This is a genomic window from Variovorax trehalosi (assembly GCF_051216415.1).
Classification (GTDB): domain Bacteria; phylum Pseudomonadota; class Gammaproteobacteria; order Burkholderiales; family Burkholderiaceae_C; genus Variovorax.
Map to the genome: position 1 here is coordinate 491003 of NZ_JBPJZG010000001.1, position 16259 is coordinate 507261.

Here is a 16259-nt window from a genome sequence, read left to right on the forward strand (position 1 = left end):
ATGGACACCGTCGAAGGCATCGCCTGGGGCATCCGCGACGACATCGGTCGCATCGTGCTGCAGCGGCCCGGGAGCGCGAACGCGCTGACCTCGGTGAGCGCCCGGGCCCTGGTCCGCGCCATCGACGAGGTGCTCGAACAGAAGCCGCGCGCCATCCTGTTGACCGGCGAGGGCAAGGCGTTCTGCGCAGGGGGCGATATTGATGAGTTTGTGGCCGCCGGAGAGCGGCTGCCCGAACTGGTGAACGAAATTCTCGACGGGCTTCATCCCGCATTGCTGCGCCTGGTGACGGGCCCGGCACCGCTGGTGGTCGCCGTGAACGGGCCGGCCGGCGGCGCGGGCGTGGGGCTCGCGCTGTGCGGCGATTTCGTGCTGGCTGCGGAGTCGATGAAGCTGCGCACGGGCTATGCGGCCATCGGCCTCTCGCCGGATGCGGGCGCCTCGTACTTCCTGTCGCGCCGCGTGGGGCCGGTGCGGGCGCAGCAATGGCTGATGCTCAGCGAACCCATCGACAGCCAGCGCTGCCTGGCATCGGGCGCGGTCGATGCGGTCTATCCGGATGCGGAGCTTGCGGCGGCGGGCGAGGCGCTGGTGGCGCGGCTGGCCGCCGGTGCGAGTGCGTCGTTCGCGGGCATCAAGGCGCTGTGCGGCGGCGCGCCGGGGCGACCGATCGAGGAACACTTCGCGATGGAGCAGAAGCTCTTGCGCGAACGTGCGGGCAGTGCGGACGCGCGCGAAGGCGTGGCCGCATTCGTTGCGAAGCGGGCACCGCGTTTCACCGGCCGCTGAGGCGCGGCCTTCGGGGCCTGGACCATGAACGAAGCCCCGTTGCCGGCGTGGCGCATGCAAGAATTGCCGTGGCCCTTTCGCCTTGCGTCCAGACCACGGAGTTCTCTTGAGTCTTGTCTCCACGACCTCGCTTCGGTACTTCGCCGAAGTCGTTCGCGCCGGCTCGATCAGGGCGGCATCCGAGAACCTGTACGTCGCGGCCTCCGCCATCAGTCGGCAACTGGCCATGCTCGAGGACTCGCTGGGCGCGCCCTTGCTGGAGCGGCGCCAGGGGCGCGGCAAGGTCAAGCTCACCGCGGCGGGCGAGATCCTGATGCGTTATCACAAGAACGTCGTCAAGGAGTCCGGGCGGCTGCACTCCGAGATCGAGGCGCTGCAGGGCCTCAAGCGCGGCCATGTCAACTTCGGCATGCCCGAATCGCTCACGCGCGACTTCATGCCGCAGTTCTTCGCCGGCTTCTCCAAGCGCTATCCGGGCATCTCGTTCAGCGTGAAGGTCAGCGGCAGCCCCACGCTGGGCGAGATGCTGCTGGAAGACGACCTGGACGCGTGCTTCACCTTCGGCGACATCGCTTTCCAGGACCTGTCGGTGGTCTATTCGCGGCTCCTGCCGCTGTACGTGATGGTGCCTGTCGGGCATCCGCTCGAAGGCAGCAAGTCGCTGCGGCTTTCCCACTGTGCCGAGTACGGCCTGTCATGGCTCGACTCGTCGCTGTGGGCCAGGCAGCAGTACGACGAGATGCTCGCCAAGGCGAAGATCCGCCCGCGCATCGCGCTGGAGACCAACTCCTACGAGCTCATGCGCAACGTGGCGGCCGAAGGCATGTGTCTCACCTTCACGACCGTGCCGCTGGAAGACCCGTTCGGGCGCCCCAGGGCCGGCTCCTATGTGCCGCTGAAGGATCCGCGGGCCCGGCCGCAGCGCCTGGCCTTGAGCGTGCACAAGGGCCGCAGCCTGCCGATCCCGGTGGCTGCTTTCCTGTCGGAGCTCACCGCCGCGCTCGAGGCGGCCGAAAAATTGGCCGAGCCACATGCCGAACCAAGGGCGCCGAGGGGCCGGCCCGCCAGGTGAGGCGCGCGCCGCGCGGTGGCCCGGTCAACCGGCAGCCAGCTCCGCGGGCGTCTTGTACTTCTGCACCGCCGCGAACCGGCGCACCAGGTAGTCGCCCGACTTGATGGGCGCATGCCGGGGTTCGCCATCGGCGGGCGCGAACTCGGGCAGGCAGGCCACGGGCGTGTCGTAGTCGAGGTTGAAGAAGGTGGGAATCGAGTAGCGCTCCTTGCCGGTGCGGTTTGCCACGCGGTGCCGGTTGGACACGTAGACATCGTTGGTCCACACTTTCACGAGGTCGCCCAGGTTGATGACCAGCGTGCCTTCGACATACGGCGCTGCCACCCACTCGCCGCCGCGCGTGCACAGCTCCAGCCCGCCGATCGGGTCTTGCGCCAGCACGGTCAGCATGCCGTAGTCGGTGTGCGCGGCGGCGCCCAGCTCCAGGTTGGTGAACGACTCCTGCGGCGGGTAGTGAAAGAGCCGCGCCTGCACCATCGGCTTGGTGGCGTACTGCAGGAAGAAGTCTTCGTCCTTGCCGACCGCCGAGGCGAAGATCTTCAGCAGGTTGCGCCCGAGCGCGATGGTGGCGTTGAAGTACGCCATGGCCGCGGGTTCGAGCCAGGGCTTGTCCGCGGGCCAGCGATTGGGGCCGTGCAGCGGCAGGCCGTTCGCCACGTCGGGGTCGGCGAGCGGCAGGTCCATGCCCAGTTCGTAGCTCTCCTTGAGGTCCGGCTTGTGGCCCGGGTGCTGCGTGACGCCCATGGGCATGAAGCCGCGGCGAAAGCGCTCGTCGATGCGGTCCTTCAGGCGCTCTTCCATCGGCAGCGACATGTAGCGGCGGGTGGCGTCGAACACGGCGTCGATCACGGCCTGCGGCACGCCGTGGTTCCGCACGTAGAAGAAGCCGGTGTTGGTGCATGCGGCCTTGAACTGCTCGACGACCGGCCCGATCGGCCCGCCGGCCAGCCATGGGCCCAGGTCCAGGATCGGCATCTCCTCTGCGGAGGCCCTGCGAGGGGCTTCGAGCTGCTGTTCTTCTTGGGTCATTGCGTTGCTCCTTTGTAGTGGTGGGGTTGTTGCTTCAGGTGCCGCGGGACAGGTCGGTGAACGCTTCCGCCCAGAACACCACGCGCCGCGCGATCGCCTTCATCAGGCCGTGCAGCACGATGCCGATCGCCGAGAGCACGATGAGGATCGCGAACATGCCCGCCGCGTCCATCGAGAAGTTGCGCTGCAGGATGAGATAGCCCAGGCCGGCCTGGGCGCCCACGAACTCGCCCACGATCGCGCCGATCACGGCAAGCACGATGCCGATGTCCAGCCCCGCGAACACATAGGGCAGCGCGTGCGGCAACCGCACCATGCGGAACACATGCCATGGCGAGGCGGTGAATGCGCGCATCAGGTCGATCTGGTCCCTGGGTGCCGAGCGAAGCCCGACGATGGTGTTGGCGAGCACCGGAAAGAACACGATGGTCGCGGTGATCACGACCTTCGACGTGGTGTCGAAGCCGAACCACAGCACGAACAGCGGCGCCACGGCCACCTTGGGCACGGTCTGGAACGCGACGACGTACGGGTAGAGGACGAGTTCAAGCAGGGCGCTCTGGCCGATCAGCGCGCCCAGCAGGAAGCCCGCGAACGCGCCGAGCGCGAAGCCCGCAAGAATCTCGTAGAGCGTCACCCACAGGTGCGGCCACACCTCGCCCGAGAGGAAGACGTCGTAGATGGAGCGGGCCACGCCCGCGGGGCCCGGGAAGATCAGGTGCGAGACGCCCACTGCGCTCACCACGAGCTGCCATGCGGCCACCACGGCCACGAAGACGGCCACGATGAGCGCCTTGCGCCGCGCGGGAGTGAGCCACGGGGCGGGAAGCTCGAAGTCGATGTTCTCGGTGCTCATCCGTCGAGCCCTCCACTGGCGTTCAGGTTGGTGCGGATGCCGCGAACGTGGCTGCCGAACCGCTCGGTGTTGATGAGATCCAGCGTGCGGGCGGCGGGCAGGTCGACCTCGATCACCTGCGTGACGCGCCCGGGCCGCGGCGACATGACGATCACGCGGTCGCCGAGGAACACCGCCTCCGGAATGCTGTGGGTCACGAGCATGATCGTGGCGCCGGTGCGCTCGCGCAGCTTGAGCAGCTCCACGTTCATGGTCTCGCGCGTCATGGCGTCGAGCGCGCCGAAGGGCTCGTCCATCAGCAGCAGCATCGGGTCGTTGACCAGCGCACGCGCAATGCCCACGCGCTGCTGCATGCCGCCGGACAGTTCGCCGGGGTACTTGGTCTCGAAGCCCTCGAGCCCCACCAGATGCAGGTAGTGCAGCGCGCGTTCGCGCGCGACCTTGGGGTTGCGTCCCTGGATCTGCGCCGGCACCAGCACGTTGTCGAGGATGTTGCGCCACGGCAGCAGCACGGGCGCCTGGAACACCACGCCGATGTCGCGGCTCGGCCCGCTGTGGCGCTGCCCGCCGAGCTCGACCGTGCCGCGGCTCGCGCGCTCCAGGCCCGCCAGGATGCGCAGCAGCGTGCTCTTGCCGCAGCCGCTCGGGCCGACCACGGTGACGAACTCGCCGCGCGCGACGCTGAAGCTCACGTCGTGCAGCGCGACCACGTCCGCGCCGTCCTTCGAGCGGAAGGTCTTGTGCAGGCCGTCGAAGCGGAACGCCGGCACGGCACCCGATGCTTCCTGCAGCGTCGTCCGCCTGGCAGGGAACTGGACGAGCGCGCTCATGCCGCCGCCTGCTGGATGCTGTGGGCGACCCATGCATCGACGGCGCGGAACGCGGCCGAACGCTGCTCGGGCGTGATGAAGGCGGCCTCGAAGCTGTTGAGCGCCAGGCTCACCATGTCGTCGCGCCCGAGGCCGAGCGCCTGCTGGCATGCGAGGTAGTTGTCGTTGACGTAGCCGCCGAAGTAGGAGGGGTCGTCGGAGTTGACGGTCACGCACAGGCCTGCGTCCATGAGCCTGCGCAGCGGGTGCGCGGCCATCGAGGGCACCAGCTGCAGTTTCAGGTTGGACAGCGGGCACACCGTGAGCGGAATGCGCTGCTGCGCCAGTTGCGCGACGAGCGCGGGGTCGTCCAGGCAGGCGTTGCCATGGTCCAGGCGCTGGACCTGCAGCAGTTCGACCGCTTCGCGCACATACGCGGCTGGTCCTTCCTCGCCCGCATGCGCCACCACCTTGAAGCCGCGCTCGCGGCAGCGGCGGAAGAACTCGACGAACTTCGAGGGCGGGTTGCCCACCTCCGCACCGCCGAGGCCGAAGCCCAGCAGCCGGTCGTACCAGGGGCGCAGCCCGTCGAGCAGCGCAAGCGCCTCGTCTTCGCTGCGATGGCGCTGGACGACGACGATCAGGCCTGAGCTGATGCCGTCTTCGGCCTGCGCGGCTTCCATGGCGCCCAGCACACCGTCCATCACCACGGCCAGCGGCACGCCGCGGCTGGTGTGGCCTTGCACGCCGAGGAACATCTCCGCATGCAGCACGCGATCGGCATGCGCGCGGCGCAGGTAGTCGCGCGTCACGTCGTGGAAGTCCTGCGGCTGAACGAGCACACGGCAGCCGTCGTAGTACAGGTTCAGGAAATCCTGCAGGTCGGTGAAGCGGTAGGCGGCGCGCAGCTCGTCTTCGGTCTGCCAGCGCAGCGCCACGCCGTTGCGCCGGGCCAGCCGCAGGAACAGCGCGGGCTCGATCGAGCCTTCGATGTGCATGTGCAGTTCGGCCTTGGGCAGGCCCGCCACGAATTGCTCGGGCGTCATGTCAAAGCACCTTGCAGGCCTTGGCGGCCTCGATGACGGCGTTGCGGTCGAAGCGGTTGATGGCTTCGACGAAGCCGGGCTTCAGGTACAGCATCGACTCGGGCGGCAGCGTGCGCTTGATCAGGCCGTCCTTGAGCATCACGTCCTGCATGCGGCCGTAGGCGGCCGGGCTCATCGCGCCGATCAGCTTGCCGCCGTTCATGGCCTGCGCGTCGGCCATCGTCTCCAACTGCGTGCGCAGCAGCGCGAGGTCCCATTTGGCCAGCGTGGCCTCGTCGGCGCCCGTGGGTTTGGTGCTGGGGAAATTCTTCCAGTGGATCTGGCGCGCGCACTCGGGATCGGTCTGCGCGAACAGCGTCGCCTTGGCCGCGCCGCGCGCGATGGCCTCGACCATCGCCGGGTCGGCGTCGATGGTCTTCTGCATGGTGGCGAAGGTGAAGTCGGGCAGCGAGCGCCACGCCGGATCGAACAGCACGCGCATGTTCGCTCCCGCATTCTGGAAGCCGGTGAGCGCCGAGCCCCAGAACATCAGCGCCTGCACGCGGCCCGCGCGCATCGCCTCCAGCGCCGGCGCGCCGGCACCGGTGGCGATGATCTGCACCTCGGTGTCGGGGTTGATGCCGTTGGCGCGCAGGTACCCCTTGAGCAGCGGCATGCCGCCCGTGCCCAGGCTGAAGATGCCGATCTTCTTGCCCTTGAGGTCGGCCACCGTCTTCACGGGGCTGTCCTGCGGCACGCCGATGCCCCAGTCGATCACGCCGGTGCCCATGAGCCCGCGCACGGCGACGTTGTTCTCGGTGTTGGCCTGGATCAGGCCGGTGGAGTTGACCTGCGCGAAATCGACGCCGCCGGCCACCATCTGCTGGATGCCCTGCAGCGAGCCGCCGGTGGTGACGATCTTCACGTCGTAGCCCTCGGCCTTCCAGTAACCCAGGGCGATGGGCAGCGTCAGCCAGGGGTAGGTGACGTTGACCACCTGCGTGCCCAGCGCGATGGTCACGGGCTTGAGCGGCTTGGTCTGGGCCTCCGCGACGGGGGCCGACAGCAGGAGGGCCAAGGTGGCAAGTCCTGCGGCAAGGCGGGCGAAGACGGGTTTCAGGTGGGGGGACATGAACGATCCTGTGGTGCTCGGATCGCTGCGAGATTAGTCCCGGAAACCAATCGCTTTGGATCAATATTCCGTCAGTATTGTTCTGATTTTTCGCGCATTGTCAGAGCAGGGCTCACCTGTCCTTCCGGTGCGTACCGCACCGCCCGGCGCGGCCGTTCAGCCGCCCAGCACGTGTGCGCTGCCCAGCATCTCGTGCGTGTCGTGCGCCATCACCGAAAGGAACGCCAGGAGGCCGATGTAGTACACGCTGTACGTCACCCGCGTCTCGGTGGAGACGGCGTAGTACTGCTGGTTGGCCGGGTCCTTCGGGTCGTACTTCCAGGCCCGCATCACCTGCGGCGCGGCGAGTACCGCGACCAGGATCAGCATCGGGCTCGGCCGCCAGAAGAAGAGGCCCGCGAGCACCGGCACCCCCACCAGCCACACGCGCGGCGTGAGCACCGCGGTGATGCGCCCGCCGTCGAAGGGCGAGAGCGGGATCAGGTTGAAGAGGTTGATGAATAAGCCCGCATAGGCGAGCGCCAGCAACAGCCGGCTGTCGGATTCGCGCGCCGCGAAATAGCAGGCCAGCGCCGCGAGGCTCCCGAGCAACGGGCCGCCGAAGCCGACCCAGGCTTCGGTCTCGACGTCGTGCGGCTGGTCCTTCAGCTCGATCCATGCGCCCACGAACGGAATGAAGGTGGGCAGGCCGACGTGCAGGCCGCGCTGCTTCGCCGCGAGGTAGTGGCCCATCTCGTGCACGAAGATGAGCGCCACGAAGCCCGCCGCATAGCGCCAGCCGAACACGAAGGCATAGGCCACCACCGAGAGCAGCATCGTGCCGCCCGAGAGCAGCAGCTTGCCGAGCTTGCCCGCGCTCAGCAGGACCAGCAGCAGCTTGACCATGGATCGCTCTTCAGTCCTTCAAGTCCCTTCAGCCTTCAGGCCTCGGGGTTCTTCTTCTTGAAGATCTTGGCGATGCCCCAGAGCGCCGCGCCGCCGGCCACGACCGCGATCTTCGCGAACTTGGCGAGGAATGCCAGCGCGAGCGCGAAGAGGCCCAGCTTCTTGACCGCAACGCCGGCCACCAGCGCGGCCAGGCCATAGGCGGCGACCTTGTCGGTGGACGAGTTGAAGTCCGCGTACTTCTTGCCGTCGTCGTACTGCAGCGCGGCCAGGAGCTTGGCGGCGTCGGGCTTGTAGGTGTCCAGGTCCTTGGCGTTGGTGATGAGGTTCAAACTCAGGTAGCCCTCGCGGCCCAGCGCATAGGTGTTGTAGTTGACGCCCTGGTTCTCGCCCGTGGAGCCCTTCTTCTTCGAGAGGGCCGACCACACGAGGCGGTGCGTCTGGGCCTCGTAATGCGGCTTCTGCGCCCAGCCCGTGACCTCGATGCCCGGGATGCCGCGCTTGGCGCGCTCTTCGTTCGCGGCCTCGGTGCCTTCCTTCAGGCTCTTGAGCAGGTCGTCGGCGTTCCAGTCCTTCGCGTCGTCGTCCTTGATGTAGCCCTCTTTCACGAACTTGACGACGGCCATCCAGTCGGCGTTGTCGTCGGCCGGGAAGATCGCACCGATGAAGGTGTCGTCGGTCCGGTTGCCCATGCTGTGCATGAGCTGTGCGGCCGCGGGCGTCGGCACCCAGATATAGCCGGCCGGCAGTTGCAGGTGGGCCTGGTCGCGCAGCGGGATGTCGGCGGGGCCGGCCTTCTGCACGGCCTTGGCGGCCTTGAAGGCGGCTTCCTGTTCGGCCTCCAGCGAATTGGTTGCAGAGGCGGGGGCCGGGGCCGCGGAAGTGGTGGGCGATGCGGCGTTGCCGGTATTGGTGGCCGCAAGGGCGCACGCGAGCAGCAAGCCGGCCGTCAGGCGGGCAGTATGAATACGCAAGTTCTCTCTCCTCGGTTGTTGTCGGTTTTGGTGAGCCGCGAGGAGTTTATCGGCGCCCTTGCCGGCGCCAACAGTGCGTTTTCAGGGCCAGGGCGTGGGCGGCGGAATTTCGCACACCGGCTCGACGTCGATGCTCTTGAAGTCCGCCGGCGAGACGATCTCCAGGTACTCCATGTCGGGCGAGTAGTCGAACAGGAAGTGCCGGATGCCCGGCCGCTGGTGCACCACGTCGCCGGCCTCGACCAGGGTTTCCTTGTCTTCGTACATGAAGCGGGCCCAGCCCTTGACCATGATGACGATCTGGAAGTCCGCCTCGTGGCGGTGCCAGCCGGTGCCCGTTTCCGGTGCCATGTTGGCCTTGACCAGATGCGCGATGACCTTGCCGTTGGTGGCCTCGGCCACGCCCAGGTCGCGGTACAGGAAGAAATCGCGCAGGCCGCCCGAGACGAACTCTGTGTCACCGGGCTTGACGTGGGAGAACTGGGTGGCGGTACGGTCCAGCATGGGGCGCTCCTTCGCAGGGTGGTTGTGTTGCGCCGCAGCACGCATAAAGCGTTCCTGTTCATGGGAGCTTTTGTTTGTGCAGCGGGGCGTTCGTGACTTTCTTCTCTCCACTTGACGCTCTTGCACCCCCTTTCCATACTCAACCGCATGGTTCACCCAGCCGCCCCTCCCGAAGCCGCAACCCTCGACGCCGTTTTTGCCGCGCTGTCCGATTCGACGCGTCGCACCGTGCTCGAAACCCTGGGCGAGCGCAGCCTCAGCATCACCGAACTCGCCGAGCCGCACGGCATGTCCCTCACCGGTTTCATGAAGCACCTGCGCGTGCTTGAGAACGCAGGCCTCATCTCCCGCACGAAAGAGGGCCGCATCGTGCGCTGCGAGCTGTCGCCCCGGCCCATGCAGGAGGCGGCCGTGTGGTTGTCGCGTTACGAGAAATTCTGGACCGGGCGCCTCGATGCACTGGCGCGCTTTCTCTACCACCAGGAGGAGACCGAATGGCACAACCTACCGACCGAGACACCCCAGACAAAGAGCGCCCCTCGCTCACCCTCCGCCGGCACTACCGCGTCGCGCCCCAAAAAGTCTGGCGTGCCTGGACGGACCCGCAAGCGCTGAGGCTCTGGTTCGGCCCCGACGAAATCGTCGCGGTGCCCCTCGTCGAGATCGACCTGCGCGTCGGCGGGCGCTTCCGCGTGGCCATGCTGGCGGCCGACGGCGAGACGCACGACGTGAGCGGCACCTACCTGGAGATCGTGCCGAACCGCAAGCTCGTCTTCAGCTGGGCCTGGCGCAGTACGCCCGAGCGCGAATCGCGCGTCACCGTGCAGATCGAGCCCGACGACGACGGCTGCGAACTCGTGCTCATGCACGAGCAGTTCTTCGACGAGGCCGCGCGCGACGGGCACAACCATGGCTGGAGCGGCGCGCTCGTGAAGCTCGAACGGTGGCTGGGCAGCGCAACGACATGACTGAGCCGGTCGCCGATGCCATCGACGCGATCTATCGCACCGAGTCGCGCCGCATCTTCGCCACGCTGGTGCGCCTGCTCGGCGACTTCGACCTTGCCGAAGAGGCGCTGCACGACGCCTTCCGCAGCGCCCTCGAACAATGGCCGCGCGATGGCGTGCCCGCGAACCCGCGCGCCTGGCTGGTGTCGGCGGGACGCTTCAAGTCCATCGACGGCGTCCGCCGGCAGGCGCGCTTCACCGCCTGGGATGATGCGGCCGAGCACACCGCAGGCCTCGCCGATCCCGCCCCGGCGTGGGACGACGCCACCGAAGACCTCGAAGACGATCGCCTGCGCCTGGTCTTCAGCTGCTGCCATCCCGCGCTCGCGCCCGACGCGCAGGTGGCGCTCACGCTGCGCGAGGTCTGCGGCCTCGCCACCGAGGAAATCGCGCGCGCCTTCCTCGTGCCCGCGCCCACCATCGCCCAGCGCATCGTGCGCGCCAAGGCCCGCATCCGCGATGCGCGCATTCCGTACCAGGTGCCTTCGCTGGCCGAACTGCCGGAGCGGCTGGATGCGGTGCTGCGCGTGGTGTATCTCGTGTTCAACGAAGGCTATGCGGCCTCGTCGGGCGAGAGCGTCATGCGGGCCGATCTCTCGGCCGAGGCGATCCGCCTGGGCCGTCTGCTCGTCGATCTGTTGCCCGACCCCGAGGCGCTCGGCCTGCTCGCGCTGATGCTGCTGCACGACTCGCGCCGCGAGGCGCGCACTTCGCCGGGCGGCGAGCTCGTGCTGCTCGACGCGCAGGACCGCAGCCTCTGGAACCGGGCGCAGATCGGGGAGGGCGCCGCGCTGGTCGAGCGCGCGCTGCTGTCGCGCCGCTTCGGCCCCTATGCGCTACAGGCCGCCATCGCCGCCGTGCATGCGGAAGCCCGCGAGGCCACTGCCACGGACTGGCCGCAAATCGTCGGCCTCTACGACGTGCTGCTGCGCCTGGACCCCTCGCCCGTGGCCGAACTCAACCGCGCCGCCGCCATCGCCATGCGCGACGGTCCGGCGGCGGGGCTGGCGCTCATCGATGCGCTGCTCGCACGCGGCGAGCTGGCCGACTACCACCTGGCCCACGGCGCCCGCGCCGAACTGTGCCGACGCTTGGGGCGCCTCGGCGAGGCGCGTGCCGCCTACGAGCGCGCACTGTCGCTGGCGCATCAGTTGCCCGAACGGAAATTCCTGGAGCGGCAACTGACCCTGCTGGATCTCAAATAGAAAATTTTTGACGCCGGTCGTGCCGGACATGTCGATTTCCGGCATCGCCAATCGACCAGTGGTGTCCACATTCCATCTTCAAGGAGATACCGCCATGAAATACCTCTGCCTCGTTCACTACGACGAAGCGGTGATCGACACGATGCCGCCCGACGAACTCAAGGCCCTGGGCGACGAATCCCACGCCTACGACCGCGAGCTCGAGCGAACCGGCCACTACATCGCCTCGAACGCGCTCGAACCCGTGAAGACCGCCAAGGTCGTGCAGGTGCGGGGCGGCAAGCGCTCCCATGTCGATGGCCCCTACGCCGAGGCGCGTGAGCAGCTCGGCGGCTTCATCCTCATCGAGGCGCGCGACCTGAATGCCGCGATCCAGCTGGCGGGGCGCATTCCCATGGCGCGCTACGGCGCCATCGAAGTGCGGCCAGTAGAAACCCTTCAAAGGAGAGCGGCATGAGATACCTCTGCATCATCTACGGCACCGACGATCACACCGCGCACTTCTCTCCGCGCGAAATGGACATGTACGTGAACGAACACCTCGACTACGACCTGGCCCTGCAGGCCCGCGGCAAGCTCGTCGCCTCCGAGGCACTGCAGCCCGCCGAAACGGCAACCACCGTGCGCATGCGCCGCAACAAGCTCTCCGTCACCGACGGCCCGTTCGCCGAAACCAGCGAATACCTCGGTGGCTTCTACCTGGTCGAAGCCGAGAACGACCAAGAAGCGCTCGAACTCGCGGCCGGCATTCCGTCCGCGCGCTTCAGCAGCGTCGAAGTGCGGCGTGTGAAGGGCGGCACGCGCGGCGCGGAGCGAACGCCGTGAGCGGCGCGCCGCCCGCGCGCGCCACGGTGCGCGAATGGACCGGCCTGGCCGTCATCGCGCTGCCGTGCATGCTGTATTCGATGGACCTCACGGTGCTGAACCTCGCGATCCCGGCGATCAGCGAGGAGCTCAAGCCCACGGCCTCGCAGCTCCTCTGGATCGTCGATATCTACGGCTTCTTCGTGGCAGGGCTGCTGGTCACCATGGGCACGCTGGGCGACCGCATCGGACGGCGCCGGCTGCTGCTGATCGGCGCTGCCGCGTTCGGCATCGCCTCGGTGCTGGCGGCGTTTTCCACCAGCGCGAACATGCTCATCGCCACGCGCGCGCTGCTCGGCGTGGCGGGCGCAACGCTCGCGCCGTCGACGCTCTCGCTGATCCGCAGCATGTTCCTCGACCCGGCGCAGCGCACCGTGGCCATCGGCGTGTGGATATCGAGCTATTCGGCCGGCGCCGTCATCGGGCCGGTGCTGGGCGGGGTGCTGCTGCAGTTCTTTCCGTGGGGCTCGGTGTTTCTCATCGGCGTGCCGGTGATGGTGCTGCTGCTGGTGCTCGGGCCGATCCTTTTGCCCGAGTACCGTGACCCGGATGCGGGGCGGCTCGACCTGGCCAGCGTGGCGCTGTCGCTGGGGGCGGTGCTGGCTGTGATCTACGGCATCAAGCAGATCGCCGAGCACGGGCCGGACGTCGTGCCGGCGCTGTCGATCGCGGTGGGCGTGGCCCTCTGCTGGGTGTTCGCGCGCCGGCAGAAGCGCCTGGCCAACCCGATGATCGACCTGCAGCTCTTTCGCCTGCCGGCCTTCACTGTCTCGCTCGCGGCCTACATGCTGGCGTGCTTCGTGATGTTCGGGCTCTTTCTCTACAACGCGCAGTACCTGCAACTGGTGCTGGGCCTGTCGCCGCTGCATGCGGGGCTCTGGAGCGTGCCGGGGGCGGGGGCTTTCATCGTGGGGTCGATGGTCGTCTCGGCGCTCGTGCGGCGGATGCGCCCGGCCTACGTGATGGGCGGCGGGCTGGCCGTGGCGGCGCTGGGGTTCGCGATGCTCATCGTGCTGCCCGTGTCCTCCGAACAAGGCGGGCTGGCGTGGCTGGTGGCGAGCGCGGTCATCTCCTCGCTCGGCCTCGCGCCGGTGTTCACGCTGGCCACCGACGTGGTCGTGGGCAGCGCACCGCCGGAGCGAGCCGGCGTGGCCTCGGCGATTTCGGAAACCAGTTCCGAATTCGGCGGGGCGCTGGGCATCGCGATCCTGGGCAGCATCGGCGCGGCCATCTACCGCAGCACGATGGCCGACGCGGTGCCTGCGGGGCTGGCGGGTGCGGCCGAGGTGGAAGCGGCGCGCAGCACGCTCGGCGGTGCGGTGGCGCTGGCGGCCCAGCTCACCGGGAGCGCAGGCGCCGAGCTGCTCGATGCAGGCCGCGCTGCGCTGCTGCACGGCCTGCGCCTGACGGCCGGCATCTGCGCTGCCGTGCTGCTGATCGTGGCCGGCCTCGTCGCTTTCAGGTTGCGCGGGGCTGGCGAGGCCAATGCCCCCGAAACACCGGGTGCCGCCGCATTGCCGGAGCGCTGACGAACACCCATACTGGGGCTTCCACGACGAGACCAACGGAGCCTCCCATGAGCAACGAACTGCGCAAGAAGCTGCACGACCTGGCGGAGCTGGCCGAGAACACCACCGACCCGCAGACCAAGGCCATCGTCGAGGCCATCCGCCTGCAGACGGCCGTGCTGAACGAGCGGCTGTTCTCCATCGAGCTGCAGGTGGGCGCGCTCACCAAGCGCCTGGAAAACACAACCGACTGAGGGGGCGCCGCTTTGTAGGGATAATCCCGGCCATGAGCGGCAACACTTTCGGAACACTCTTCGCGGTCACCAATTTCGGCGAATCGCACGGCCCGGCCATCGGTTGCGTCATCGACGGCTGCCCCCCGGGCATGGCATTGAGCGAGGCCGACATCCAGGGCGATCTGGACCGCCGGCGCCCAGGCACCAGCCGCCACGTCACGCAGCGCAACGAGCCCGATGCGGTGCAGATCCTCTCCGGCGTCTACGAAGGCAAGACCACCGGCACCCCCATCGCCCTCCTGATCCAGAACACCGACCAGCGCAGCAAGGACTACGGGCAGATCGCCCAGCAGTTCCGTCCTGGCCACGCCGACTTCACCTACTGGAAGAAATACGGCATCCGCGATCCGCGCGGCGGCGGGCGCTCCTCGGCGCGGCTCACGGCGCCGATGGTCGCGGCCGGTGCGGTCGCCAAGAAGTGGCTGGCTGAAAAATACGGCATGGTGTTTCGCGGCTGCATGACGCAGATCGGCGACATCGCGATTCCCTTCGAGAGCTGGGACCACGTGCCCCACAACCCCTTCTTCGCCCCCATCGCCGACGTCAGCGAACTCGAGGCCTACATGGACCGCCTGCGCAAGGCCGGCGATTCGTGCGGTGCGCGCATCCGCGTCACCGCGACGAACGTGCCCGTTGGCCTGGGCGAACCGCTCTTCGACAAGCTCGACGCCGAAATCGCCTACGCGATGATGGGCATCAACGCTGTGAAGGCAGTGGAAATCGGCGCCGGCTGGGACAGCGTCACCCAGCGCGGCACCACGCATGGCGATTCGATCACGCCGACCGGCTTCGTCACCAACAACGCGGGCGGCATCCTGGGCGGCATCAGCTCGGGGCAGGACCTCGAGGTGAGCATCGCGATCAAGCCGACCAGCTCGATCATCAGCCCGCGCCAGTCCATCGACATCCACAACAACCCCGTCGAGGTGGTCACCAAGGGCCGCCACGACCCGTGCGTCGGCATCCGTGCCACGCCCATCGCCGAGGCGATGCTCGCGCTGGTGGTGATGGAGCACGTGCTGCGCAATCGCGCGCAGTGCGGCGACGTGCAGACCGACGCCCAGAAGAACGAAGCCGCGTCCCCGCAGGCGTCTTTCCTCTAGTGCCTACCCCGCCACCCGTGGCCGCCCAGCGCGGCCACCTGCTGGCGTTCGCTGGTCTGTCGGCCAGCTATTTCGCACACATCGGTTTCTTCAACCCCTACCTGCCGCTGTGGCTCAAGGACCTGGGGCTGCCGATCTTCACGATCAGCCTGCTGGCCTCGGTGCAATCAATCACGCGCGTTTTCGCGCCCTATGCCTGGGGCGCGCTCAGCGACCACACCGGCCACCGCGTGATGCTGCTGCGCTTCAGCGCGGCGGTGGCGCTGGTCAGTTCCTTCGGGCTCTGGTGGCACGGCGGCGCGTGGTGGCTCGCGCTGGTGCTGCTCGTGATGTTCACCCACACCAGCTCGATGATGTCGCTCACCGAAGCCGCCATGGCGCAGCTGGTGGCCGGCGACTGGGGCCGCTACGGGCGCATTCGCCTCTGCGGCTCGGCCGGCTTCCTGCTGACCGTGTTCGTCGCGGGCGAATGGTTCGAGCGCTTCGGCATGAAGCACTTTCCGGCCTGGGCGGCCGGCACGCTGGCCATCGTGCTCGTCGCGACGATGAAGCTGCCCGACGTGCGCGAGCCCGTGGCGGCGCACGACGCTGTCAAGGAGCCCATCGGGCCCGTGCTGCGCAGCCCGGTGGTGCAGTGGTTCTTCGCATCGCTGTTCTTCCAGGTGATGTCGCACTTCTCGGTGTACGCCTTTTTCTCGCTGTATCTCGATTCGATCGGCTACGGCAAGAGCACCATCGGCCTCCTGTGGGCGCTGTCGGTGGTGGCGGAGATCGTCTGGTTCTTCCTGCAGGGCCGCCTCATCGGTCTCCTGCCGATGCCGCGCTGGATGCTGGTGTGCAGCATCGCGGCCGTGGCGCGGCTGGGGCTCACCGCAGCGTTCGGCGGCTTCATCGCCGCGCTGGTCGTCGCGCAATGGCTGCACGCGCTGAGCTTCGCGGCGCACCACACGACCTGCATCGCCGTCGTGTCGCGCCGCTTTCCCGGGCGGTTGCGGGGAAGAGGGCAGGCGCTCTTCACTGTGATCGGCTATGGGTTCGGTGGCGTGCTGGGTGTGCTGCTGGGCGGGGCGGTGGCGCAGGGCTTCGGCTACCGCGCGATGTTCACTGCGGCGGCGTTGTTGGCGGTGGTGGGGAGTCTTTGTGCCTTGCGGGTGGTCAGGCTGGAGCACGTCGAGCGCGCCGCAGCCTAGTCCCGCCGTTG

General features: G+C 68.1%; 18 protein-coding genes and 1 pseudogene. 11 read left to right on the forward strand and 8 right to left on the reverse strand.

The features are described 5' to 3' along the window. On the forward strand, positions 1-789 hold the full coding sequence (locus ACSFA7_RS02350; protein ID WP_435497887.1) for an enoyl-CoA hydratase-related protein: 789 nt from the start codon (positions 1-3) through the stop codon (positions 787-789). A 106-nt stretch (positions 790-895) separates the two neighbouring features. Next, positions 896-1861: a LysR family transcriptional regulator gene (locus ACSFA7_RS02355; protein WP_435497888.1), complete on the forward strand. Its 966-nt coding sequence runs from the start codon at positions 896-898 to the stop codon at positions 1859-1861. Positions 1862-1885: 24 nt separating this feature from the next. Here ACSFA7_RS02355 and ACSFA7_RS02360 read toward each other — a convergent pair whose 3' ends face one another. The 8 genes from ACSFA7_RS02360 to ACSFA7_RS02395 all read right to left on the reverse strand — a co-directional run bounded on the left by ACSFA7_RS02360 (position 1886) and on the right by ACSFA7_RS02395 (position 9075). Beyond that, the gene (locus ACSFA7_RS02360; protein ID WP_435497889.1) at positions 1886-2890 is read right to left on the reverse strand and encodes an isopenicillin N synthase family dioxygenase; all 1005 of its coding nucleotides are present in this window, start codon (positions 2888-2890) and stop codon (positions 1886-1888) included. Between the two features lie 34 nt (positions 2891-2924). Next, the gene (locus ACSFA7_RS02365) at positions 2925-3746 is read right to left on the reverse strand and encodes an ABC transporter permease (protein WP_435497890.1); all 822 of its coding nucleotides are present in this window, start codon (positions 3744-3746) and stop codon (positions 2925-2927) included. Beyond that, the gene (locus ACSFA7_RS02370; RefSeq protein WP_435497891.1) at positions 3743-4576 is read right to left on the reverse strand and encodes an ABC transporter ATP-binding protein; all 834 of its coding nucleotides are present in this window, start codon (positions 4574-4576) and stop codon (positions 3743-3745) included. Before ACSFA7_RS02370 ends, ACSFA7_RS02365 begins: the two co-directional genes overlap by 4 nt. Continuing rightward, complete coding sequence (locus ACSFA7_RS02375; protein ID WP_435497892.1) at positions 4573-5601, reverse strand: adenosine deaminase; 1029 nt, start codon at positions 5599-5601, stop codon at positions 4573-4575. The genes ACSFA7_RS02370 and ACSFA7_RS02375 overlap by 4 nt, the downstream gene beginning before the upstream one ends. A 1-nt stretch (position 5602) precedes the next feature. After that, positions 5603-6712 (reverse strand): ABC transporter substrate-binding protein, encoded by a 1110-nt coding sequence (locus ACSFA7_RS02380; protein ID WP_435497893.1) that lies wholly within the window; start codon positions 6710-6712, stop codon positions 5603-5605. A gap of 156 nt (positions 6713-6868) precedes the next feature. Further along, positions 6869-7597 (reverse strand): site-2 protease family protein, encoded by a 729-nt coding sequence (locus ACSFA7_RS02385; RefSeq protein ID WP_435497894.1) that lies wholly within the window; start codon positions 7595-7597, stop codon positions 6869-6871. A gap of 35 nt (positions 7598-7632) precedes the next feature. Beyond that, complete coding sequence (locus ACSFA7_RS02390; RefSeq protein WP_435497895.1) at positions 7633-8571, reverse strand: DUF2167 domain-containing protein; 939 nt, start codon at positions 8569-8571, stop codon at positions 7633-7635. A gap of 81 nt (positions 8572-8652) precedes the next feature. Then, positions 8653-9075: a cupin domain-containing protein gene (locus ACSFA7_RS02395; protein WP_206178426.1), complete on the reverse strand. Its 423-nt coding sequence runs from the start codon at positions 9073-9075 to the stop codon at positions 8653-8655. Positions 9076-9222: 147 nt separating this feature from the next. On the opposite strand from ACSFA7_RS02395, the pseudogene ACSFA7_RS02400 reads away from it, so the two are divergent. The 9 genes and pseudogenes from ACSFA7_RS02400 to ACSFA7_RS02440 form a co-directional block, all read left to right on the forward strand. Further along, positions 9223-9468: pseudogene (locus tag ACSFA7_RS02400) on the forward strand (ArsR/SmtB family transcription factor); the annotation flags it as partial. 101 nt (positions 9469-9569) lie between these two features. Then, positions 9570-10043 (forward strand): SRPBCC family protein, encoded by a 474-nt coding sequence (locus ACSFA7_RS02405; protein WP_435497896.1) that lies wholly within the window; start codon positions 9570-9572, stop codon positions 10041-10043. Beyond that, positions 10040-11287: an RNA polymerase sigma factor gene (locus tag ACSFA7_RS02410; RefSeq protein ID WP_435497897.1), complete on the forward strand. Its 1248-nt coding sequence runs from the start codon at positions 10040-10042 to the stop codon at positions 11285-11287. The genes ACSFA7_RS02405 and ACSFA7_RS02410 overlap by 4 nt, the downstream gene beginning before the upstream one ends. Positions 11288-11381: 94 nt before the next feature. Beyond that, a complete protein-coding gene (locus ACSFA7_RS02415; protein WP_435497898.1) occupies positions 11382-11744 on the forward strand; it encodes a YciI family protein in 363 nt (120 codons plus the stop codon). Beyond that, positions 11741-12112 (forward strand): YciI family protein, encoded by a 372-nt coding sequence (locus ACSFA7_RS02420; RefSeq protein WP_435497899.1) that lies wholly within the window; start codon positions 11741-11743, stop codon positions 12110-12112. Before ACSFA7_RS02415 ends, ACSFA7_RS02420 begins: the two co-directional genes overlap by 4 nt. After that, the gene (locus ACSFA7_RS02425; RefSeq protein ID WP_475542256.1) at positions 12109-13680 is read left to right on the forward strand and encodes an MFS transporter; all 1572 of its coding nucleotides are present in this window, start codon (positions 12109-12111) and stop codon (positions 13678-13680) included. The genes ACSFA7_RS02420 and ACSFA7_RS02425 overlap by 4 nt, the downstream gene beginning before the upstream one ends. A gap of 47 nt (positions 13681-13727) precedes the next feature. Continuing rightward, positions 13728-13913: a hypothetical protein gene (locus tag ACSFA7_RS02430; protein ID WP_435497900.1), complete on the forward strand. Its 186-nt coding sequence runs from the start codon at positions 13728-13730 to the stop codon at positions 13911-13913. 32 nt (positions 13914-13945) lie between these two features. Continuing rightward, positions 13946-15058, forward strand: coding sequence for a chorismate synthase (aroC, locus tag ACSFA7_RS02435; protein ID WP_435497901.1), 1113 nt, complete (start codon positions 13946-13948; stop codon positions 15056-15058). A gap of 17 nt (positions 15059-15075) precedes the next feature. Continuing rightward, positions 15076-16248 (forward strand): MFS transporter, encoded by a 1173-nt coding sequence (locus tag ACSFA7_RS02440; protein WP_435497902.1) that lies wholly within the window; start codon positions 15076-15078, stop codon positions 16246-16248. Positions 16249-16259: the final 11 nt, after the last annotated feature.